This window comes from Amycolatopsis bartoniae, assembly GCF_014191255.1.
In the GTDB taxonomy this organism is placed as follows: Bacteria; Actinomycetota; Actinomycetes; order Mycobacteriales; family Pseudonocardiaceae; genus Amycolatopsis_E; species Amycolatopsis_E bartoniae.
On the sequence record NZ_JACHWH010000007.1, the window covers coordinates 22,087 to 40,283 of the forward strand.

17 protein-coding genes are annotated in these 18,197 nt (G+C 71.8%); 3 read left to right on the top strand and 14 right to left on the bottom strand.

All coding sequences use genetic code 11. The annotated features are described in order from the left end of the window. Positions 1 to 26: 26 nt before the first annotated feature. Genes FHX82_RS27095 through FHX82_RS27110 form a run of 4 tightly spaced genes read right to left on the bottom strand, consistent with a single transcriptional unit; the run spans position 27 to position 4,340 of the window. On the bottom strand, positions 27 to 1,667 hold the full coding sequence (locus FHX82_RS27095; RefSeq protein WP_145936451.1) for an AMP-binding protein: 1,641 nt from the start codon (positions 1,665 to 1,667) through the stop codon (positions 27 to 29). Further along, positions 1,664 to 2,206, bottom strand: coding sequence for a LeuD/DmdB family oxidoreductase small subunit (locus FHX82_RS27100; RefSeq protein ID WP_145936450.1), 543 nt, complete (start codon positions 2,204 to 2,206; stop codon positions 1,664 to 1,666). The genes FHX82_RS27095 and FHX82_RS27100 overlap by 4 nt, the downstream gene beginning before the upstream one ends. Next, complete coding sequence (locus FHX82_RS27105) at positions 2,203 to 3,468, bottom strand: 3-isopropylmalate dehydratase large subunit (protein WP_183176866.1); 1,266 nt, start codon at positions 3,466 to 3,468, stop codon at positions 2,203 to 2,205. The genes FHX82_RS27100 and FHX82_RS27105 overlap by 4 nt, the downstream gene beginning before the upstream one ends. A gap of 2 nt (positions 3,469 to 3,470) precedes the next feature. Beyond that, a complete protein-coding gene (locus FHX82_RS27110) occupies positions 3,471 to 4,340 on the bottom strand; it encodes an isocitrate lyase/PEP mutase family protein (protein ID WP_145936449.1) in 870 nt (289 codons plus the stop codon). A 117-nt stretch (positions 4,341 to 4,457) separates the two neighbouring features. Between FHX82_RS27110 and FHX82_RS27115 the strand changes: the two genes are divergently transcribed. Next, positions 4,458 to 4,634, top strand: coding sequence for a hypothetical protein (locus FHX82_RS27115; RefSeq protein ID WP_183176867.1), 177 nt, complete (start codon positions 4,458 to 4,460; stop codon positions 4,632 to 4,634). 85 nt (positions 4,635 to 4,719) lie between these two features. On the opposite strand, the gene FHX82_RS27120 is transcribed toward FHX82_RS27115, so the two are convergent. From FHX82_RS27120 to FHX82_RS27145, 6 genes are all read right to left on the bottom strand, one after another. Next, entirely contained in the window at positions 4,720 to 6,456 is a 1,737-nt protein-coding gene (locus FHX82_RS27120) for an FAD-binding protein (protein ID WP_145936448.1), read from the bottom strand. Continuing rightward, on the bottom strand, positions 6,449 to 7,300 hold the full coding sequence (locus tag FHX82_RS27125; protein ID WP_145936447.1) for a shikimate dehydrogenase: 852 nt from the start codon (positions 7,298 to 7,300) through the stop codon (positions 6,449 to 6,451). Before FHX82_RS27125 ends, FHX82_RS27120 begins: the two co-directional genes overlap by 8 nt. Further along, a complete protein-coding gene (locus FHX82_RS27130; RefSeq protein ID WP_145936446.1) occupies positions 7,293 to 8,144 on the bottom strand; it encodes a sugar phosphate isomerase/epimerase family protein in 852 nt (283 codons plus the stop codon). Before FHX82_RS27130 ends, FHX82_RS27125 begins: the two co-directional genes overlap by 8 nt. Beyond that, positions 8,141 to 9,217, bottom strand: coding sequence for a Gfo/Idh/MocA family protein (locus tag FHX82_RS27135; RefSeq protein WP_145936445.1), 1,077 nt, complete (start codon positions 9,215 to 9,217; stop codon positions 8,141 to 8,143). Before FHX82_RS27135 ends, FHX82_RS27130 begins: the two co-directional genes overlap by 4 nt. Next, the gene (locus tag FHX82_RS27140) at positions 9,214 to 10,572 is read right to left on the bottom strand and encodes an MFS transporter (protein ID WP_145936444.1); all 1,359 of its coding nucleotides are present in this window, start codon (positions 10,570 to 10,572) and stop codon (positions 9,214 to 9,216) included. The genes FHX82_RS27135 and FHX82_RS27140 overlap by 4 nt, the downstream gene beginning before the upstream one ends. Before the next feature lie 110 nt (positions 10,573 to 10,682). Next, entirely contained in the window at positions 10,683 to 11,579 is an 897-nt protein-coding gene (locus FHX82_RS27145) for a LysR family transcriptional regulator (RefSeq protein WP_145936443.1), read from the bottom strand. 152 nt (positions 11,580 to 11,731) lie between these two features. Between FHX82_RS27145 and FHX82_RS27150 the strand changes: the two genes are divergently transcribed. Together FHX82_RS27150 and FHX82_RS27155 are read left to right on the top strand one after the other, a co-directional pair. Then, positions 11,732 to 13,447 carry an FAD-dependent oxidoreductase gene (locus FHX82_RS27150; RefSeq protein WP_145936442.1) on the top strand — a complete coding sequence of 572 codons (1,716 nt, stop codon included), beginning with the start codon at positions 11,732 to 11,734 and terminating at the stop codon, positions 13,445 to 13,447. After that, the gene (locus FHX82_RS27155; RefSeq protein ID WP_145936441.1) at positions 13,444 to 14,133 is read left to right on the top strand and encodes an SDR family NAD(P)-dependent oxidoreductase; all 690 of its coding nucleotides are present in this window, start codon (positions 13,444 to 13,446) and stop codon (positions 14,131 to 14,133) included. The genes FHX82_RS27150 and FHX82_RS27155 overlap by 4 nt, the downstream gene beginning before the upstream one ends. 197 nt (positions 14,134 to 14,330) lie before the next feature. Here FHX82_RS27155 and FHX82_RS27160 read toward each other — a convergent pair whose 3' ends face one another. From FHX82_RS27160 to FHX82_RS27175, 4 genes are read right to left on the bottom strand one after another with little or no spacing between them, the layout of a single operon-like run. Continuing rightward, complete coding sequence (locus FHX82_RS27160; protein ID WP_145936440.1) at positions 14,331 to 15,500, bottom strand: 4-hydroxybenzoate 3-monooxygenase; 1,170 nt, start codon at positions 15,498 to 15,500, stop codon at positions 14,331 to 14,333. A gap of 45 nt (positions 15,501 to 15,545) precedes the next feature. Beyond that, on the bottom strand, positions 15,546 to 16,295 hold the full coding sequence (locus FHX82_RS27165; RefSeq protein WP_145936439.1) for an IclR family transcriptional regulator: 750 nt from the start codon (positions 16,293 to 16,295) through the stop codon (positions 15,546 to 15,548). 4 nt (positions 16,296 to 16,299) lie between these two features. Further along, positions 16,300 to 16,767, bottom strand: coding sequence for a MarR family winged helix-turn-helix transcriptional regulator (locus tag FHX82_RS27170; RefSeq protein ID WP_229881162.1), 468 nt, complete (start codon positions 16,765 to 16,767; stop codon positions 16,300 to 16,302). Continuing rightward, positions 16,764 to 18,197, bottom strand: a complete 1,434-nt coding sequence (locus tag FHX82_RS27175) for an acyl-CoA synthetase (RefSeq protein ID WP_145936438.1) — start codon at positions 18,195 to 18,197, stop codon at positions 16,764 to 16,766. The genes FHX82_RS27170 and FHX82_RS27175 overlap by 4 nt, the downstream gene beginning before the upstream one ends.

Consider the following 18,197-nt stretch of genomic DNA (forward strand, 5'->3'; position numbering starts at 1 on the left):
CGCCGGGGGCCTTCGTCGTGCCGTGGTCATCCCTTGCGCAGCTCCCGGCGGAGGATCTTCCCGCTCGCGGTCTTCGGGAGCTCGTCCACGAAGAACACCGCGCGCGGGTACTTGTACGCCGCCATGCGGTCGCGGCAGAACGCGATGAGCTCGTCGGCGGTCACGACCGCCCCCGGCTGCAACGAGACGAACGCGTGCACCGTCTCGCCGCGGTAGGCGTCCGGCACCCCGACCACCGCCGCCTCGCGGACCGCCGGGTGGCTGTACAGCACGTCCTCCACCTCGCGCGGCCACACCTTGTACCCGGACGCGATGATCATGTCCTTCTTGCGGTCCACGAGGTAGAACCAGCCCTCGGCGTCCCTGAACCCGACATCGCCCGTGTGCAGCTCGCCGCCGGGGAACGCCGCCTCGCTCGCGTCCGGGCGCCGCCAGTAGCCCGCCGCGACCTGCGGCCCCGAGATCAGCACCTCGCCGACCTCGCCGGGCGGCAGCTCCACGCCGTCCTCGTCGACGATGCGCGAGTGCACCGACGCGATCGGCACCCCGATCGACAGCGCACCCGACGCCGGGTCGACCGGCGCGCGGCGGCCCGGCGGCACGAGGTGCGTGATCGACGAGGTCTCCGTGAGCCCGTAGGCGTTGTGGATGTAACCGCCGAGCTTCTCGCCCAGCTGCTCCCCCACCGCGGGCGCGATCGGCGCCCCGCCGGACCAGATCTTCGTCAGGGACCGGAAGTCCTCCGGCCCCGCACCCGGCACCCCGGCCATCGCCGCGTACGCCGTGATCGCGCCGACGGTGAACACCGGCCGGTGCTCGCGCACCGCGTCGACCATCACCGACGGCTCGAACCGGTGTGCCAGCACGAGCGGCGCGGGCAGCAGCAGCGCCAGCACGCCGTGCCCGACCAGCCCGGTGATGTGGAACAGCGGCGCCAGCCCGAGGATCGTGTCCGCGGGCCCCAGCTGCATCCACTCGCGGTAGCTGCGCGCGTTGAACACGAAGTTCCGGTGCGTCAGCACCGCGCCCTTCGGGTCACCCGTCGTACCGGAGGTGTAGACGAGGAACGCCGGGTCGCCGGGCGCGGCCGAAACCGGCGGCGGCCGCCGGCCGTCGTACTCGGCCAGCAGCTCCAGCAGGTCCAGCGCCTCCGGCACGCGAAGCCGGTGCGGCGACGGGAAGACCCGCGCGTCGTTGCGGGTCTGCCAGTCCAGCCCGGAGAACGTGATCACCGTGACCCCGTCCGCCGCCACCCGCGACACGACCGGATACAGCTCGTCGAGGCACAGCACCGCCGACGCGCCGGAGTCCCGCAGCAGGTGGCCCAGCTCGCGGTCCTTGTACATCGGGTTCGCCGACACCGCGATCCCGCCGGCCTTCCACGCCGCCAGCATGCCGACGACGAACGCCGGGTCGTTCTGAGAGAACAACACCAGCCGGTCGCCGGGCGCGAACCCGTGCGCCCGCAGCGCGACGGCCAGCGCGTCCGACGCGGTGTCCAGCCGTGCCACGGAGATCCGGCCGTCGAAGTACCGGATCGCGTCCTGGTCCGGGGCCCGGGCCACGGACGCCGCGAACATCTCCAGCAGGTTGTCGTACTCGGGCTCGAACGCGTGCGGCTGCCCGTCGCGGTAGAGCCCGAGCCAAGGTCGTTCCGCGTCGCTCACCGGGTGGACCGTACCCCCGCGGCGGCCGGCGCACGACCCCCGCCGTACTGGGCGCGCAGCAGGTTCAGCCCGCCCCCGGCCTCGATCACCTCGATCGCGTGCGCGCTCGGCGGCGTGCCGACGAGGGTCTCGCCGGTGCGCGCGTTGTGGACGGTCGCGGCCTTCCAGTCGACCTCCAGCTCGTCCCAGCGCTCGACGGCGGACCCGATGCCGGGCACGGTGACCAGCGGCATCCCCTGGTACAGCTCGCCGCGCCAGAACCCCGGCGCGTACGACTCGGCCACGACGGCGACGACGCCCAGGTTGCGCAGGGAGATCATCGCCGGGTAGTGCGGGTGGCCGTAGCCGAAGTTCCGGCCACCCACCACGAGATCACCCGGCCGCACTTCGTCCACAAAGGACTCGTCGAACGCTTTCATGCACACCGAGCGCAGCTTGTCCGGGTCGTAGTACTTGATGTTCTCGACGCCGATGATCAGGTCCACGTCGAAGTCGTCGCCGAAGACCCACGCGGCCCGGCCGCGGAACACGTCCTTCACGCCAGCACCTCCCTCGGGTCGACGATGTGCCCGGCCAGCGCCGAAGCGGCCACCGTGTAAGCGCTTCCCAGGTAGATCTCGGCCGCCGTGCTGCCCATCCGGCCCGAGATGTTCAGCACGCCCGTGGACACGCACTTGTCGCCCGGCGCCAAGGGAGACGCGTAGCCGACGCAGAAGTCGCACGACGCGCCCGCGACGCGCGCCCCGGCCTCGGCCAGCACGTCGAGCAGCCCCTCCTCCTTCGCCTGCGCGTAGATCCGCTGCGACGTCGGCACGACGTTGAACCGCACACCCGGCGCGACCTTCTTGCCCTTGAGCAGTTCCGCGGCCGCGCGGATCTCCTCGATGCGCCCGCTCGCGCACGAGCCGATGTAGGCGTGCTGGATCTCGGTGCCGACGAGGTCCTCGACCGGCCGCGTGTTGGCCGACTTCGCCGAGCCGGGCAGCACGACCTGCGGGGACAGCGCGCCCAGGTCGACCGTGTGGCTCGCGGCGTACGTGGCGTCCGGGTCGCTGCAGACCGGTTCGTACTCGCTCCGCGCGACCTTTTCCACGTACGCCAGCGACTTCTCGTCGGGGTTGAAGATCGCCGACACCGCGCCGGTGAACATCGCCATCGCGCACAGGCCCTGCCTGCGGTCGATCGTCATCGCCTCGGCGCCCGGCCCGGTGTACTCCATGACCTGGTGCGCGCAGGCGTCCGCGCCGTACCGCGCGATGAGGTGGTGGATCAGGTCGCGGTTGTCGACACCCTCGGCGAAGCGGCCTTCGAGGTGGAAGCGCGTGCTGGCGGGCACGTCGAGGTACACCGCGCCGGTCACCCACGCTTCGAGCAGGTCCTTGCGCACGCCCCAGCCGAGCGCGCCGAACGCGCCGAGCCCGCTGACGTGCCCGTCGAAGTGGACGAGGAACCGGCCGGGCATCGCGTAGCCCAGCTCGGCGGACACCTGGTGCCCGATGCCCAGGCCCTCGTGCACCGCGACCCCGTTGCGGCGGCCCCATTCCCGGGTGACGTCGTGCATCCGCTGCTCACGCTCGTCGTTCCGGGTGGTCATGTGGTCGATGAACAGGACGTAGCGCTCCGGCTCCTTGACGGTATCGATGCCGAAGTCCTCGGCCATCTGCCGGAACATCACGTCGGTGTAGCCGGGGTAGTCGTAGGCGATCATGTAGTCGGGCCGGAAGGGCGCGTTCTGCCCCGGCGTCACGCGGTCGAGCCCGCCGGCGCGGGCCAGGATCTTCTCGGTGATCGTCGAACCCATGCTCACACCTCCTCCGCGGCCGGCAGGTACTCGCGCTGCCGCTGCTCCATCTCGGGGAAACCGATCAGCCGCACGAAGTCCTCGTGCTCCATGGAGGAGGCCGACACCCGCGGCAGCGCCTCGCCCGCGGCCAGGCGGGTGAACGAGTCGCGCAGCGCGGTGGCGGCGGCGAGCACGCCGTGCGTGGCGACCAGCGCGAGCTTGACACCGAGCTGCGCCATGACCTCCGGGGTGAACTCGCGCTCGACCCAGGTCCACGCGGTGAGCGACGCGACGAGCGGGACGCCGGTCAGCTCGTGGCAGCGGCGCCAGTCCTCCAGCGTGGCGAACGTCTTGGACACCGGCATGATCAGGTCCGCGCCGGCTTCGACGTAGGCTTCCGCGCGCTTGAGGGCCTCGTCGCCCACCGCGTCGGTGCGCGCGATGAGCAGCGCGTCGCCCAGCCCGTCCTTCGCCGCGCGCACCTTGCCGACGGCCTCGGGCAGCGGCGTGACCTCCACCGGGTCCCCGACGCAGACCGGGCAGCGCTTGGGCGAGACCTGGTCCTCCATGAAGACGGCGGACGCGCCGGCGCGGCGCATGTTCGCGGCGGTGCGGCCGGCGTTGATCGCGTTGCCGTACCCGGTGTCGATGTCGGCGACGATCGGCAGCGCGGAGCCCTCGGCGATCTTGCGTACGGCGTCGACGCCCTCGGTCGCCGTGAAGATCTCGGCGTCCGGCATGCCCAGCGCCGCCGCGATCGCGAAGCCCGAGGCGCAGACGGCGGGGAAGCCCGCCTGTTCCGCGATGCGTGCCGAGAGTCCGTCCCACACGCCGGGGGCGTACACCACGCCCTCCTGGGCGAGCAGTTCGGACAGGGAGCGTACTGCCATCGAAACCACCTTGTTCCGGATTACGAAATCACTTCCGCCATACGTGACATCACCGTAAGCGCAGGACCGGGCCAAGGTCAACGGGGAGGAGACACGGGCCGGACAGGGACCCGCGACGTGGACGCCACCGCGTCCGCCGAGGAGGAGCGGCTCGGCATCGGCCGCGACCTGCTGGCCTACCTGTACCGCAGCTACTTCGCCACGGAGGTCTTCCACGCCGATCCGCACCCGGGCAGGAGCTCAGCGCCGCCCCGGACCGGTTCGTTGGAGCTCGCGTATCGACGAGCGGGCTGACACCCGGGTCACGTGCTCGCGCCGCCACCCGGCGCCTGGCGGTCTACCTCGGAGGCCTGGTCCGTGACGAGCCGCCGGGTGGTCCTCATCCGGTCCGCGGTCCACGAGCTGACTGCCGCCGAGCCTGACCCACGACCGCACCCGCCGCATGGCGCGCCGCCAGATACCCGAACGTCAAACCCGCCCCGACCTGACACCCGGCGCCCGGATACTCCGATGCCATGATCGAGTTGGCGTCGTTGCCGCAGGCGTACAGGCCGGGCACGGGGTCGCCGTCCTCGTCGACCACCTGCGCGGATGGGTTCGTGCGGATGCCGAGTGCGGTGGCCAGCGGGGTCGGCACGACGGCGATCGCGTAGTAGGGCGCGTGCTCGATCGGGCCCAGGTTGACGTTCGGCGTGTGGGCGTGGTCGCCGTACTGGTGGCCGAACGGGCTCTGCCCCTTGCCGAACTCCTCGTCGAGTCCTGTGCGGGCGAAGCGGTTCGTGTCCGCGACCGTCCTTTCCAGGCCACCCGCGTCCACCCCGATCGACACCGCCAAGTCGCGGAGCGTGCGGCCGGTGTGCAGGTAGCCCTGCTCGACGTAGCGCCGCAACACGGACTTCGGAACGCGCGGGCGGATCATGCCGAGGCCGTACCGCTTCAGCGTGCGGGCATCGAGCACGAGCCACGCGGGGATCGTCGGCACGGACTTGTGCGAGTCGTACATCGCGCGCGTGAAACGGTGGTACGACACGGATTCGTCGACGAACCGCCGCCCCGCCGCGTTGACGGCGACGATGCCCGGCTTGGCCCGGTCCCAGATGTGCGGGAACACCGCCGTCGAGCCGTCCGCGCGACGGCCGATCGAGCTGGGAAACCACAGCGCGTTGTCGTCGCGGGGTTCGCCGAGCGCACCTCCGGCCGCGCACGCCAGGGCGAGCGTGTCGCCCGTCGCGCCCTCGCTCGCGCGCGTGAACTGCGGCGTCGGCGAAGGCAGGTACTCGGCGCGCAGCTGCGGGCTCGCCGAAAACCCGCCTGCGGCAAGGACAACACCACGGCGGGCCCGCACCCGCACCGTCCGCCCCCGATGCGAAACGACGGCGCCGGTCACGCGCCCGTCCTCGGTCACCAGTTCGCTCGTGACCGCCGTGAACCACACGTCGCCGGACCGGCGCACGAGCTGGTGGTAGAGGTTCGCCACGAGCGCGTTGCCCATCGCGAGCCGGGTGCCGCGCGCGTGCCGCAGCCGGTCGGCCACCCACCGCGCGCCGAGCCGCAGCGCGAGCCCGGCCGCGCGCGGGGAGCCTTCGAGCAGGGTCAGCAGCTCGTTCACCTCGGGCCGTCGCACCATGAGGGTGCCGCCGAACAGCGCGAACTCCGGCACCGGGTACCGCACCCGCCCGAACCGCGCCTTGCCGAGTTCGCGCCCGTCGAACGTCCGCGGTTCGAGCGCGCGGCCGACGCCGGAGCCGGGGATCTCCGGGTGGTAGTCGACGACGGTCTTCGAATGCCAGAACCCGACGCCGATCCGGTCCAGGTAGTCGATCATCTCCGGCCCGTGCGCGAGATACGACTCGCGCAGTTCGCGCGGCGCGCGGTCGCCCACGAGCGCGTCGAGGTAGCGGCTCGCTTCAGCGGTGTCACCGGAGGCGTCGGAAAGGTAGCGATGGCCAGGGATCCAGCACGTGCCGGCGGAGTACGCCGTGGTGCCGCCGAGCCACTCGGTCTTTTCCAGCACCAGCACGGAAAGGCCTTCGCACGCGCCGACGACGGCGGCGCCGAGCCCGCCCGCGCCGGAGCCGAGGACGAGCAGGTCCGTTTCGTGGTCCCAGTCAGTCATGAGCACTGTCCTTTGTGGTGAGTTCACCGAGGTGCGCGCGCATCCGGCCGAGGTCCGGGGTGGCGCCGGTGAGCACGGAGAGGGTTTCGGCGGCCTGCGCGACGAGCATCGCGCCCCCGTCGAGGGCGCGGCAGCCCGCCGTCCGCGCCGCGAGCAGGAGTTGCGTGGCCAGCGGCCGGTACACGACCTCGGCGACCCAGTGCCGTGAGGAGAGCGCGCCGGGGTCGAACGGCATCCCGGGGTGGCCGGTCATGCCGATCGGGGTGGCGTTGACGATCCCGTCGGCATCGCTCAGCGCGTCCTCCACGTGGTCCACCGCGGAGATGTCGCGGAACCGGCCCCGCAGGCGTGCGAGCAAGGCGTCGAGCCGATCGTGGTCCGGGTCGGCGATGCCCACGGCCGCGCCCGCGCCGGCCAGCGCGTAGGCCACCGCGGAGCCCGCTCCCCCGGCGCCCACCACGATCACCCGGCCCAGCCGCGCGCCGGGCAGGCCGTGCCGCAGTCCGGCGAGGAATCCGCTGTGGTCGGTGTTGTGCCCGATGAGTCGGCTGCCGTCGACAGTCACCGTGTTCACGGCGCCGAGCGCGCGGGCATCCGGGGACAGGTCGTCGAGCTGCGGGATCACGGCCTGCTTCGCCGGATGCGTCACGTTGAAGCCCGTGATACCCACAGCGTCGCGCAACGTCCACTCCGGAGGGAGCGTTTCCAGGTCCAGCAACGTGTACGTGTAGTCGAGGCCGAGTGCCGCCGCTTCGCGTTCGTGCAGCGCGGGCGAGAGCGAGCCGCCGATCGCCGCGCCGACCAGCGCGACCCGGTGGCGGACCGGCGCGAGCACTTCAGACATGCGAGCCCACCGTCGCGAGCACGCGGCGCAGGCCGTCGAGGTTGCGCCGCGCGAACTCCAGTGCCGACAGTGCGTTCTGCAACACCGCGTTCGGCACCTCGACACTCAGCGGAACATCCTCCGGCACCGCCGCCACCAACTCCGCCAACGGAAGTTCTCCGTCCCCCGCGAGCAATCGGTGCGCCCTGGCCTCGACCTGCAACACCGACCCGTCGGCCTTCATCCCCATCGGCAGGTCCGCGGGCAGGTCGAGGTGCGCGGGCGTGGCGAGCGGCGCGTCGCACACCTGCAGGCAGGGCACGAGATCCGGGTCGAGTGCGCGGACGTCGTCGAGGCTGCTGCCCCCGCGCTGGATGTGCAGCGCGTCGAGCAGCACCGCGGCACCGGCGGGCGCGGCGATCGCCGCCGCGTCGGCAACGGTACTGATCGGCTGGTAGCTGATCGGCTCCAGCGTGGGCCGGATGCCGACGGTCATGGCGTCCTCGGTCAGCGCGGCAAGGGTATCGGTGAGCCGCTGCCGGTCGGGGTCGGCGCCGACCGCGCTGAGCGTGGTGGCACCCAGCGCGGCACCGGCGTCGAGCACCGGCCGCCAGTCGCCGGGGCCGGTTTCCGGCCCCAGGCTCAGGAATTCGATATCGCGCACGCGCAGCCCGGTGTCGCGCAGGCGGCGCACGGTCTCGCGGGACATCGGCGAGCCCGCCGCCATCGGGTACTGGTTCTCCCCGGCAGTGGCCGCCCGCACGCGCACGCCCACGAAGTCGTACCCGGCCTCCGCGGCCACGCCGACGAGTTCGGGTGGGCTGAGCCTCAGCAGCGTCAAGTGCGCGAGCCCGATCGAGTTCATACGGTGATCTCCTTTCCCAGTGCGGGCACGGGTTCCGGGCTGCCGGAGGCGGCCGAGGCGTACAACGCGGTGAGAATCGCGAGCGACTTGACGGCTTCGCGGCCGGTGACGGCAGGCTCGCGGCCCTCACGCACAGCAGCGGTGAAGTCGGCGATCTGCAACGCGTGGAACGGTGCGAGGCTGCCGTTGATCTGCGCCAGGGTCAGGTCGCCGGTGAGGCCCGCGCCGAACGGGGCCGTGGCGGCCTCCTGCCCCGCCACGGCCCAGACGTCCAGCCGCGCCTCGCTGCCCTCCGGGTACTCGGCGAGCCCGGCCGTGGCGCCGGTACGCCCGGTGACCTGAACGCGCGTGCCGAGCCCCGGGGTGAGCGCGGTCGACGCGGAGATCGTGGCGAGGCCGCCGGAGGCGAAGCGAACCGTTGCCACAGCGGTATCCTCGACCTCGATGGCGGCGCCGTGCTTGACCGTGGCGTACGAGCACGCGACTTCCACCGCGTCACCCATGAACCACTGCAGCAGGTCGATGTTGTGCACCGCCTGCGTCATGAGCACGCCGCCTCCATCGGTCGCCCAGGTGCCGCGCCAGGCGTCGGCGGTGTAGTACGACGTGTCGCGGTGCAACAGCACGGAAGTCTGCCCGAGCACCGGCGTGCCCAGTGTGCCGTCGTCGATCGCGGCGCGGATCCGTCGCGCCGCGGGCCAAAACCGGCGCTGGAACAACACACCCAGCCTCACCCCGGCCCGTTCGCATGCGGCCACCATGCGGGCGGCGGAGCCGAGTCCGATCGCGATCGGCTTCTCGCACAACACGTGCACCCCGTGGGCGGCGGCTTCAATGACCACCGCTTCGTGAGTCGGATGCGGCGTGCACACGCTCACCACGTCCAGGCCGAGCCCGAAGATCTCCCCCGGGCTCACTCCCGCCGCGCCGTACTCCGCCGCGAACCGGGCGGCGCGTCCGGAATCGACATCGGCGCAGGCGACCAGTTCGGTGTCCGGCAGGTCGCGGTAGGCGGACGCGTGGTTACCCGCGACGTTCCCGCAGCCGATCACCCCGGCACGCAAGGATTTCACGGCCGCACCGCCTCGGCCACGCTGTCCACGGTGGCCGGTTCGGCCCGCTCACCCAGCTGCGCGGTGGGGATGCGGAAGGTCTCCGGCCCGGTCAGCGCGGCCAGCGCGGACGCGACCACGAAGCCCGCGCACATCCACGCCACCGGGGTCCAGTGGCCGTTGTCGCCGGAGGTGAGCGCGGTGGCCAGCAGCGGGGTGAACCCGGCCGCGAGCAGCCCGACCATCAGGCCGATCGCCATTCCGCTGTAGCGCACGCGGGCCGGGAACTGCTCGGGGAAGTACGCCGGGTACACGCCGTTTGGTGCGGCGTAACAAAAGCCGATCAGCAACACCGCGGAAACGTAGATCCACGGCACGTTCGCGGTGCCGATCGCGGCGAAGAACACGAACACCATCACGCCGACTCCGAGCAGCCCGCCGACGAACACCGGCTTGCGGCCGATCCGGTCGGCGATGATCCCGTACACCGGCTGGGTCAGTACGGCGACCAGGTTCGCCACCGAGATCACCAGCAGCATCGTCGTCTTCGACACGCCCGCGACCTCGGTCGCGTAAGCCAGCGCGAACACGTTGACGATCGTGTTGACCATCGCGAAACTCGCGCAGACCGCGATGCGCAGCACGGTGACCCAGTGATCGCGGAACAGTTCCACGATCGGCGCCTTCGCGGTCTCCGCCGTCTCCCGCAGTTCGGCGAACACCTCGGGCTCGTGCAGCGAACGCCGCAGCAGCCAGGCGATCCCGGTGACCACCACGGACAGCCAGAACGGGATTCGCCAGCCCCAGCTCATCAGCTGGTCCTCGGGCATCGCCGCGACCGGGATGAACACGATGCTGGACACCACGATCCCGAACATGATGCCGCTCATGGTGAAGCTGGTGAAGAACGCGCGGCGGCGGTCCGGCGCGTGCTCCGCGGTGAGCGAACTGGCGCCCGGCGACTCACCGCCGGCCGAAAGTCCCTGCAGCAGGCGGAGAACGACGAGCAGCACCGGCGCGGCGATGCCGATCTGCTGGTAAGAGGGCAGGCAGCCGATGAGGAACGTCGACGAGCCCATCATGAGCACGGTGACCAGCAGGGTGGCGCGGCGGCCGAGCCGGTCGCCGAAGTGTCCGAAAAGGACAGCACCCAGCGGCCGGGCGACGTAGGCGACGCCGAGCGTCGCGATGGACAGCAGGGCCCCGGTGGCGCCGGCGTCCGGGAAGAACACCTTGCCGAACACCAGCGCGGCGGCCGAACCGTAGATGAAGAAGTCGTAGTACTCCAGCGTGCTGCCCAGGAATCCGGAAAGCGCGGCCTTCCGGGGATCGTTGCGGGTGCCGCTGGACGGCGAGGCCGATGCCTTGGCGGACATTGGCGCTCCTTTCGATCCGGCGTCGTCGGCGGTTTCGACGAGGATCGCAGGCGCGACTATGCCGCGTCCAATACTTGGTTTCACCTACACTTTGTGCCACGGGAGCATAATCACCCCGCAGGTGTCGGCAGAACCTCCTCGGCCACCTCCAGCACGGCCCGGAGAACCGACGACGGGTTGTCCTCCCGCCACGCGAGCGCGTGCTCCATGTACGTCTGCTCCCCCCGCAGGGGGACGAAAACCGCCGCCGACGGCATGATCCCGGCGACGCCCGAGGACATCAGCGCGACGCCGACCCCGGCCGAAACCAGTGTCAGGATCATGTACGGGTCGGTGATCTCCTGCACGATGCGCGGGCGGAAACCGGCCTTCACGCACGCCTGCATCGCCAGCTCCTGCAACGCCGAACCGGCCTCGGCCGGCGTGGTGATGAACCCGTCGTCGGCGAGGTCGGCGAGGTCGATCTCGCGCTCGTTCGCCAGCGGATGGTCGATCGGCAGCGCCGCGCCGAGCGGCTCGCGCCCGATCATCCGGGTGCGCACCGGCGACGGGTCGATCGGCAGGCCGACGAACGCGATGTCCAACCCGCCCTGTTCGAGCGCCTCCACGCCGTCGCGGGTCATCACGCGGCCGGTCAGCGACAGCGTCACGTCCGGGTAGCGCTGGCGCACCGCGCGGGTCAGGGGCGGGAGCGTGAGGTGGTTGAGGGCGCCGGAGAAGCCGATCGACACCGTGCCGTAGACGATGCCGTCGGTGGCGCGCGTGGCCTGGCGCGCGAGTTCCAGCTCCTCGAACACGCGGTGCGCGTGCGGCAGGAACGCCTGCCCCGCGGGGGTGAGTGCGACGCTGCGGGTGCTGCGGTCGAACAGCGTCGTGCCGAGTTCCTTCTCCAGCTTGCGGATCGTCTGGCTCAGCGGCGACTGGGCCAGCCGCAACCGGGCCGCGGCCCGCCCGAAGTGCAACTCCTCCGCGACCGCGACGAAGGCTTCGAGCCAGCGGATCTCCATGGGTGTTCCTTCCCCGCGGGGTTTTGCGCTGCCGAAGATTCTGCTTATAGTCAGTTTGCAGCACAGTTGACCAGCGATTTTATCTAATATCTTACATAGTGCTGGCGTGGACGCTACACAGTCCCGCGCCGGCTCCAGGGAGGACCAGCGCCGTGACCACCCGAACACCTTCGCCTGCCGAGACCTACGACGTGATCGTCGCCGGATCCGGGGCCGGCGGGCTCGCCGCGGCGGTCGCCGCCGCACACCGGGGCCTGCGGGTCGTGGTCCTGGAACGCGCGGCGGTGTGCGGCGGCGCGACCGCTTGGTCCGGTGGCTGGATCTGGGCGCCCGGCAACCCGCTCGCCCGTGCCGACGGTGTCCGCGAGGACACCGACGAGTTCCGCACCTACCTGAACGCCGTGCTGGGCAACGACTTCCATCCGGCCAGAGTGGACGCCTTCCTCGCGGCGGCGCCCGAGATGGTCCGCTTCTTCCACGAACGGACGGCGCTGAAGTTCGTGCCGGGAGCCAAGATCTGTGACATCTATGGTGATCTGCCGGGCGCGGGCACCGGGCATCGCTCCGTCGCCCCGGCACCGGTGGACCTGCGCGAGCTCGGTGACGACGTGGCCCGGTTGCTGCGCCGCCAGCTGTACGAGACCTCGTTCCTCGGGCTGGGCATCATGGCGGGCGACGACCTCGGCGGTTTCCTCGCCGCGTCGCGGGGCGACGTGCGCGGGCTGTTGCACGCCACGCGCCGGGTGAGCCGGCACATGTTCGACCTCGTCACGCGGCGCCGTGGCATGCAACTGGTCAACGGGACCGCCCTCGTCGGCAGGCTGCTGCGCGCGGCGCTCGACGCGGGTGTCGCGATCCGGACGTCGGCGCGGGTGAGCCGCCTGATTCGGGACGGGGACACGGTCGCCGGAGTGGAAGCATCCACTCCGGACGGTCAGCTGATCCTGATCGCGCGCCGGGGTGTGGTGCTCGCGACAGGCGGCTTCCCGCGCGACGAGAACCGGCGGCGGGCGGTCTTCCCCCACGGCGAGAAGCACTGGACGCTCGCGCCGGAGACCGCCGACGGCTCGGGGGTCGCGCTCGGCGAGTCCGTGGGCGGGCGGCTGCGCACGGACCTGCGCTCGCCCGCCGCGTGGTGCCCAGTGTCGCTCGTACCTTATGCGACCGGGCGGACCGGCGTGTTCCCGCACATCATGGACCGCGCGAAGCCCGGCAGCATTGGAGTGCTGCGCACCGGGCGCCGCTTCGTCAACGAGGCCAACGGTTACTACGACTACGTGTCCGCGATGCTCGCCGCGACGCCCGAGGGTGAACCGGCGGAGGCGTGGCAGATCGCCGACGCGCGGTACGTGCGCCGCTACCCGCTCGGCATGGTGAAGCCTCGGCCGATACCACTGTTTCCCTATCTGCGCAACGGATATCTGAAACGCGGCCGCACTCTCGAAGAGCTCGCGCGCACCTGTGGAATCGACCCGGCGGGGCTGGTGGACACCGTCGCACGGTTCAACGCCGCCGCGCGTCGCGGGGAGGATCCAGAGTTCGGGCGTGGTTCGACGCCCTTCAACCGCTACGGCGGGGACCGTTCTGTCGGCCCGAATCCGTCACTAGCGCCGTTGGAGAAGGCGCCGTTCTACGCGGTGAAGGTGGTGCCCGGCAGCTTCGGCACGTTCGCCGGGCTCGGCACCGACGAGGCTTCGCGCGTACTCGACGACGAAGACCAGCCGATCCCCGGCCTTTATGCGGTGGGCTGCGACCAGGCGAGCGTAATGGGCGGCCACTACCCCGCCGGCGGCATCAACCTCGGCCCGGCGCTGACGTTCGGCTGGCTGGCGGCACAGGACCTGGCCCGCGCGGAGGTGCCGGCATGAGCTACCCCGAAGGCGTGCGCGCACTCGTGACCGGTGGCGCGTCGGGAATCGGTGCGGCGACGGCGAAACGGCTCGCCGCGGATGGCGTGCCCGTCGTGACCGCTGACCTGGCGCCGGGGGCGGACGAGCGACTCGACGTGAGCGATCCCGAAGCCGTTGCGGCGCTTGCCGCCAAGCTCGGTCCGGTCGGGATTCTCGTGCACAGCGCGGGAATCGTGGGCCCGTCGCGTCCGCTGACCGAGCTGGGGCTCGACGAGTGGCGGACCACGTTCCGGGTCAACGTCGACGGGACTTTCCTGCTGTGCCGGGCTTTCGCGCCCGGCATGGCCCGCGCGGGCTGGGGCCGGATCGTGACGATGGCGAGCATCGCGGCCAAGGACGGCAATCCCGCGCAGAGCGCGTACTCCGCGTCGAAGGCCGCCGTCGTCGGGCTGACGAAGTCGCTCGGCAAGGAGCTGGCGAGGACCGGGGTGCTGGTCAACGCCGTCGCGCCCGCGGCGGTCGAGACGCCGATGAACGCCGACACCGACCCGGCCATCCTCGCCCGCTCGCAGGCGCTGACGCCGATGGGCCGGTTCGGGCGCGCGGAGGAGATCGCCGAGCTGATCGCGTGGCTGTGCTCGGAGCAGCTCAGCTTCTCCACCGGCGCGGTGTACGACGCCAGCGGCGGCCGGGCCTCCTACTGACCATGGCGCAGAGCCAGACGATCAGGAAGTGATCTGCGCGAGGCCCTGCACGACGACGACGGGCCCGGCGCCCGGCCGCTCCCGGGCCGCGGCGCGGGCATGCGCGACGGGGCCGTCCGGACGGCCCCGTGTCGCTATGATGACGTCGCTGCCGTATTCGTCGTTATACGGCAGCGGAGACCGGTCGTCCCGAGGGTTCAGTACCCGAAAGGCAACCCCGCGTAGTTCTCCGCCAGGCCGGTCGCCGCGGCGGTGCTCGATGCCACCCAGCGCAGCTGCGAGAGCTGCAGCTGCGCGTCGAACGGGTCGTCCGACTTGTGCAGCATCGTGGTCATCCACCAGGAGAAGTGCGTGCAGCGCCAGACGCGGCGCAACGCCGTGTCGGAGTACGCGTCGGCGAGCGCCGGGTCCTTGTCCCGCAACAGCGCGGCCAGCGCCGGGGCGAGCAGCGCCACGTCGGCGACCGCGAGGTTCAGACCTTTCGCCCCCGTCGGCGGCACGATGTGCGCGGCGTCCCCGGCCAGGAAGAGGCGCCCGTGGCGCATCGGCTGCTGCACGAAGCTGCGCATGGGCAACACGGACTTCTCCGTGATCGGCCCCGGCGTCAGCGTCCAGCCGTCCTGGCCGTGGCCCAGCCGCGCGGCCAGCGCGTCCCAGATCCGGTCGTCCGGCCACTCGGCGACGTCCGTGCCGTTGGGCACCTGCAGGTACAGCCGCGAAACCTTGGCCGAGCGCATGGAGTGCAGCGCGAAACCGTCCGGGTGCCAGGCGTAGATCAGCTCGTCGGTCGACGGGGCGACGTCCGCGAGAATTCCCAGCCACGAGTACGAATAGGTGCGCTCCCACGTGGCCGGATCCGGCACGGCGGCGCGCGACGGGCCGAACGAGCCGTCGCAGCCCACGACCACGTCCGCGTCGAGCCGTTGCGCTGCACCGTCCGCGTCGGTGAAGGTGACGTACGGCCGCTCGGAGTCGATGTCGTGCACGGCCGTTTCCGTGACCTCGTAGACGATCTCCTGCCCGGCGGCCTCCCGCGCCCGGCCGAGGTCCTTGGTCACCTCGGTCTGCCCGTACACCGTGACGCTGCGGCCCACCAGGTCCACGAAGTCGAGGTGGTGGCGCTCCCGCGGCCACTGCAGGTAGATCCCGCGGTGGACGTCGCCCTCGCGCGCCAGCCGCTCCCCCAGCCCCACCTCGCGCAGCAGGTCCACTGTGGACTGTTCGAGGATGCCCGCGCGGATGCGTGCCTCGACGTACTCACGCGAGCGGGTCTCGACGATCACGGACTCGACGCCCGCGCGGTCGAGCAGGTGGGACAGCAACAGTCCGGCCGGGCCGGCGCCGACGATGGCGACCTGGGTACGCATGGGACCACTCTCGTCGCCGCGGCCCCCGACGGCCAGAGGGGGCTCTCACTCAGTGGAAAGCGTCCGCCCGATCCCGGCGGCCGCGACCCGCAGCGCGGCGACCAGCCGCGGGCGGTGCCGGCGCAGGTCGGGCACCACGAGACCGAGTGCCGCGACCACCTCGTCGTGCCGCCGGACCGGCACGGCGACCGAGCAGGCGCCGAGGGTCATCTCCTCGACCGTCTGCGCGAGTTCCTCCCGCCGCACGCGGTCCAGCTGGGCCCGCAACAACCCGGGCTGGGTCACGGTGTACGGCGTGATCCGCGGCAGGTCGGCCAGCACGGCGCGGCGCACGTCCTCCGGCGCGTGCGCGAGCAGGACCTTCCCGACCCCGGTGGCGTGCATCGGCAGCGTGCCGCCGACCCGGCTCACCACCGGCACGGTCGCGCGGCCGGTGAGCCGGTCGAGGTAGAGCACCTCCTGCCCCGCCCGCTCGGCCAGGTGCACGGTGGCGTGCGTGGCGGCGTAGAGGTCCTGCAGGAACGGCGCGGCGGCCTCGCGCAGCCCGGCCTGCACCGGCGCGAGCAGCCCGAGGTCCCACAGCCGGCGACCGATGACGTAACGATCCCCGTGGCGTTCCAGCCCGCCGAGCGCCACCAGCTCCGTGGCGAGGCGGTGCGCGGTGGCGAGCGGAAGCCCCGCGCGACGGGCCACGTCGCTGGCGGTCAGGGCGCGGTGGTCGGCGTCGAAGGCGCCCAGCACCGCGAACACCCGCGACGCGACGCTGACACCGGGGCTGGACAGGTTCCCTGACATCGGGTCACTCGTCGACGTGGCCGCTCAGCGCGGCGTAGCCCAGCTCCAGGCTTTGGCGGAACAACCCGTGCTGCACCGCCGGAACGGCGCCGAGCAGCTCGGCCTCGATCGCCTCGATCAGCGGGTCGCAGCGCTCCAGCAGCGCGCGGCCCGCGTCGGTGAGGGTGAGCAGCAGGACGCGCTTGTTGTGCGGGTCGCGGTGGCGCGCGATGTGCCCGTGGCGCTCCAGCCAGCGGATCATCTCGTTCATCGTCTGCGGGGTGACGAAGGAGCGCCGGGCGAGCTGCGCGGACGACAGCCCGTCCCGGGCACGCAGCGCGGTGAGCGCCGTGAACTGCAGCGTGGACAGGCCGTGCGGGCGCAGCGCCTCGTCCATCCTGGCGCGGATCGCCAGTTCGAGGCGCTTGACCAGGTAGAGGGTCAGCGGGTCTTCGGCCACCTCCGGATTGTCCCGCACGGCCTGACGCGTCACGCGGTGTGCTCCCCCAGCCGCTTCTTCACGGCTGCCTTCCGCACCTTCCCGGAGCCGGTGCGGGGCAGCTCGGTCCAGAACTCGACCTCCTTGGGCACCTTGTACCCGGCCAGCCGCTCGCGCAGGAACTCCTGGATCTCGCCGGCCGTCGCCGTCGCGCCTTCGCGCAGCACGACGACCGCGCGCGGAACCTCGCCCCACCGGGGATCCGGCGTACCGACGACCGCGCACAGCTCCACGGCGGGATGGGCGTACAAAGCGGACTCCACCTCGGCCGGGTACACGTTCTCGCCGCCGGAGATGATCATGTCCTTGATCCGGTCGACGACGGTCACGAACCCGTCCTCGTCGGCCACGGCCACGTCGCCGGAGTGCAGCCACCCGCCGGCCAGCGCCTCCTCCGTGGCGTCGGGGCGATTCCAGTAGCCGAGCATGACGTTCGGGCCCCGGACCACGACCTCGCCCCGCTCCCCCGGCGGCACCCGTTCGCCCGCGGCGTTCACGATCTTCACGTCGGTGAAGAAGGACGGCACCCCGGCCGTGCCCGCCTTGGTGTGCACGGCTTCCGGGTCGAGGATGAGCACGCCCGGGGAGGCTTCGGTCATCCCGTAGCCCTGCACGAACACCAGCCCGCGGTCCAGGTAGCGGCGGATCGTGGACTCCGGCACCGGGGACCCGCCGCAGAGCAGGGCCCGCACGCTCGACAGGTCCGCGTCGGCCCAGCGCGGCTGGGCGGCGATCGCGTCGTACATCGCGGGCACCCCGAACAGCGTGGTGATCCGGTGCCGTTCGATCAGCTCCAGCGCCCGCGCCGGGTCGAAGGACTCCTCCAGCACGCAGGTGCCGCCCTTGAGCAGCGTCGGCAGGCACGACATGCCCAGCGCCGCCGCGTGGAACAGCGGCGCGACGACGAGCGTGATGTCCTTTCCGGACAGATCGCTTTCCACCAGCACGTTCACGCAGTTCCACGTGAGGTTGCCGTGGCTGAGCACCGCGCCCTTGGGCCTGCCGGTGGAACCGGAGGTGTACATGATCAGGCACGGGTCGTCCAGCGTGACGGGCTCGTCGAACGGCTCGCCGGGACGCCGGTGCTCCTCGACGTCCTGCGGCCGCAGGAGGACCGAAACCCCGGCGTCGGACAGCACGAACTCGCGTTCGGGCTCGGTGAGCCGGGTGTTGAGCGGCACGAAGATCGCCCCGAGCGACCCGGTGGCGAACAGCGTCTCCAGGTACGCCGGATGGTTCGGGCCGAGGTAGGCGACCCGGTCACCGCGGCGGACCCCGCGCTCACGCAGGCCGCGGGCCAGCGCGGCGGTCCGCCGCGCCAGCTCCGCGTAGCTGATCCGCTCGTCCCGGTGCACCAGCGCGGTGCGGTCCGGGGTCATCCGGGCACGCCGCACCGGCCACGAGCCCAGTCCGCCGTCGCGCAT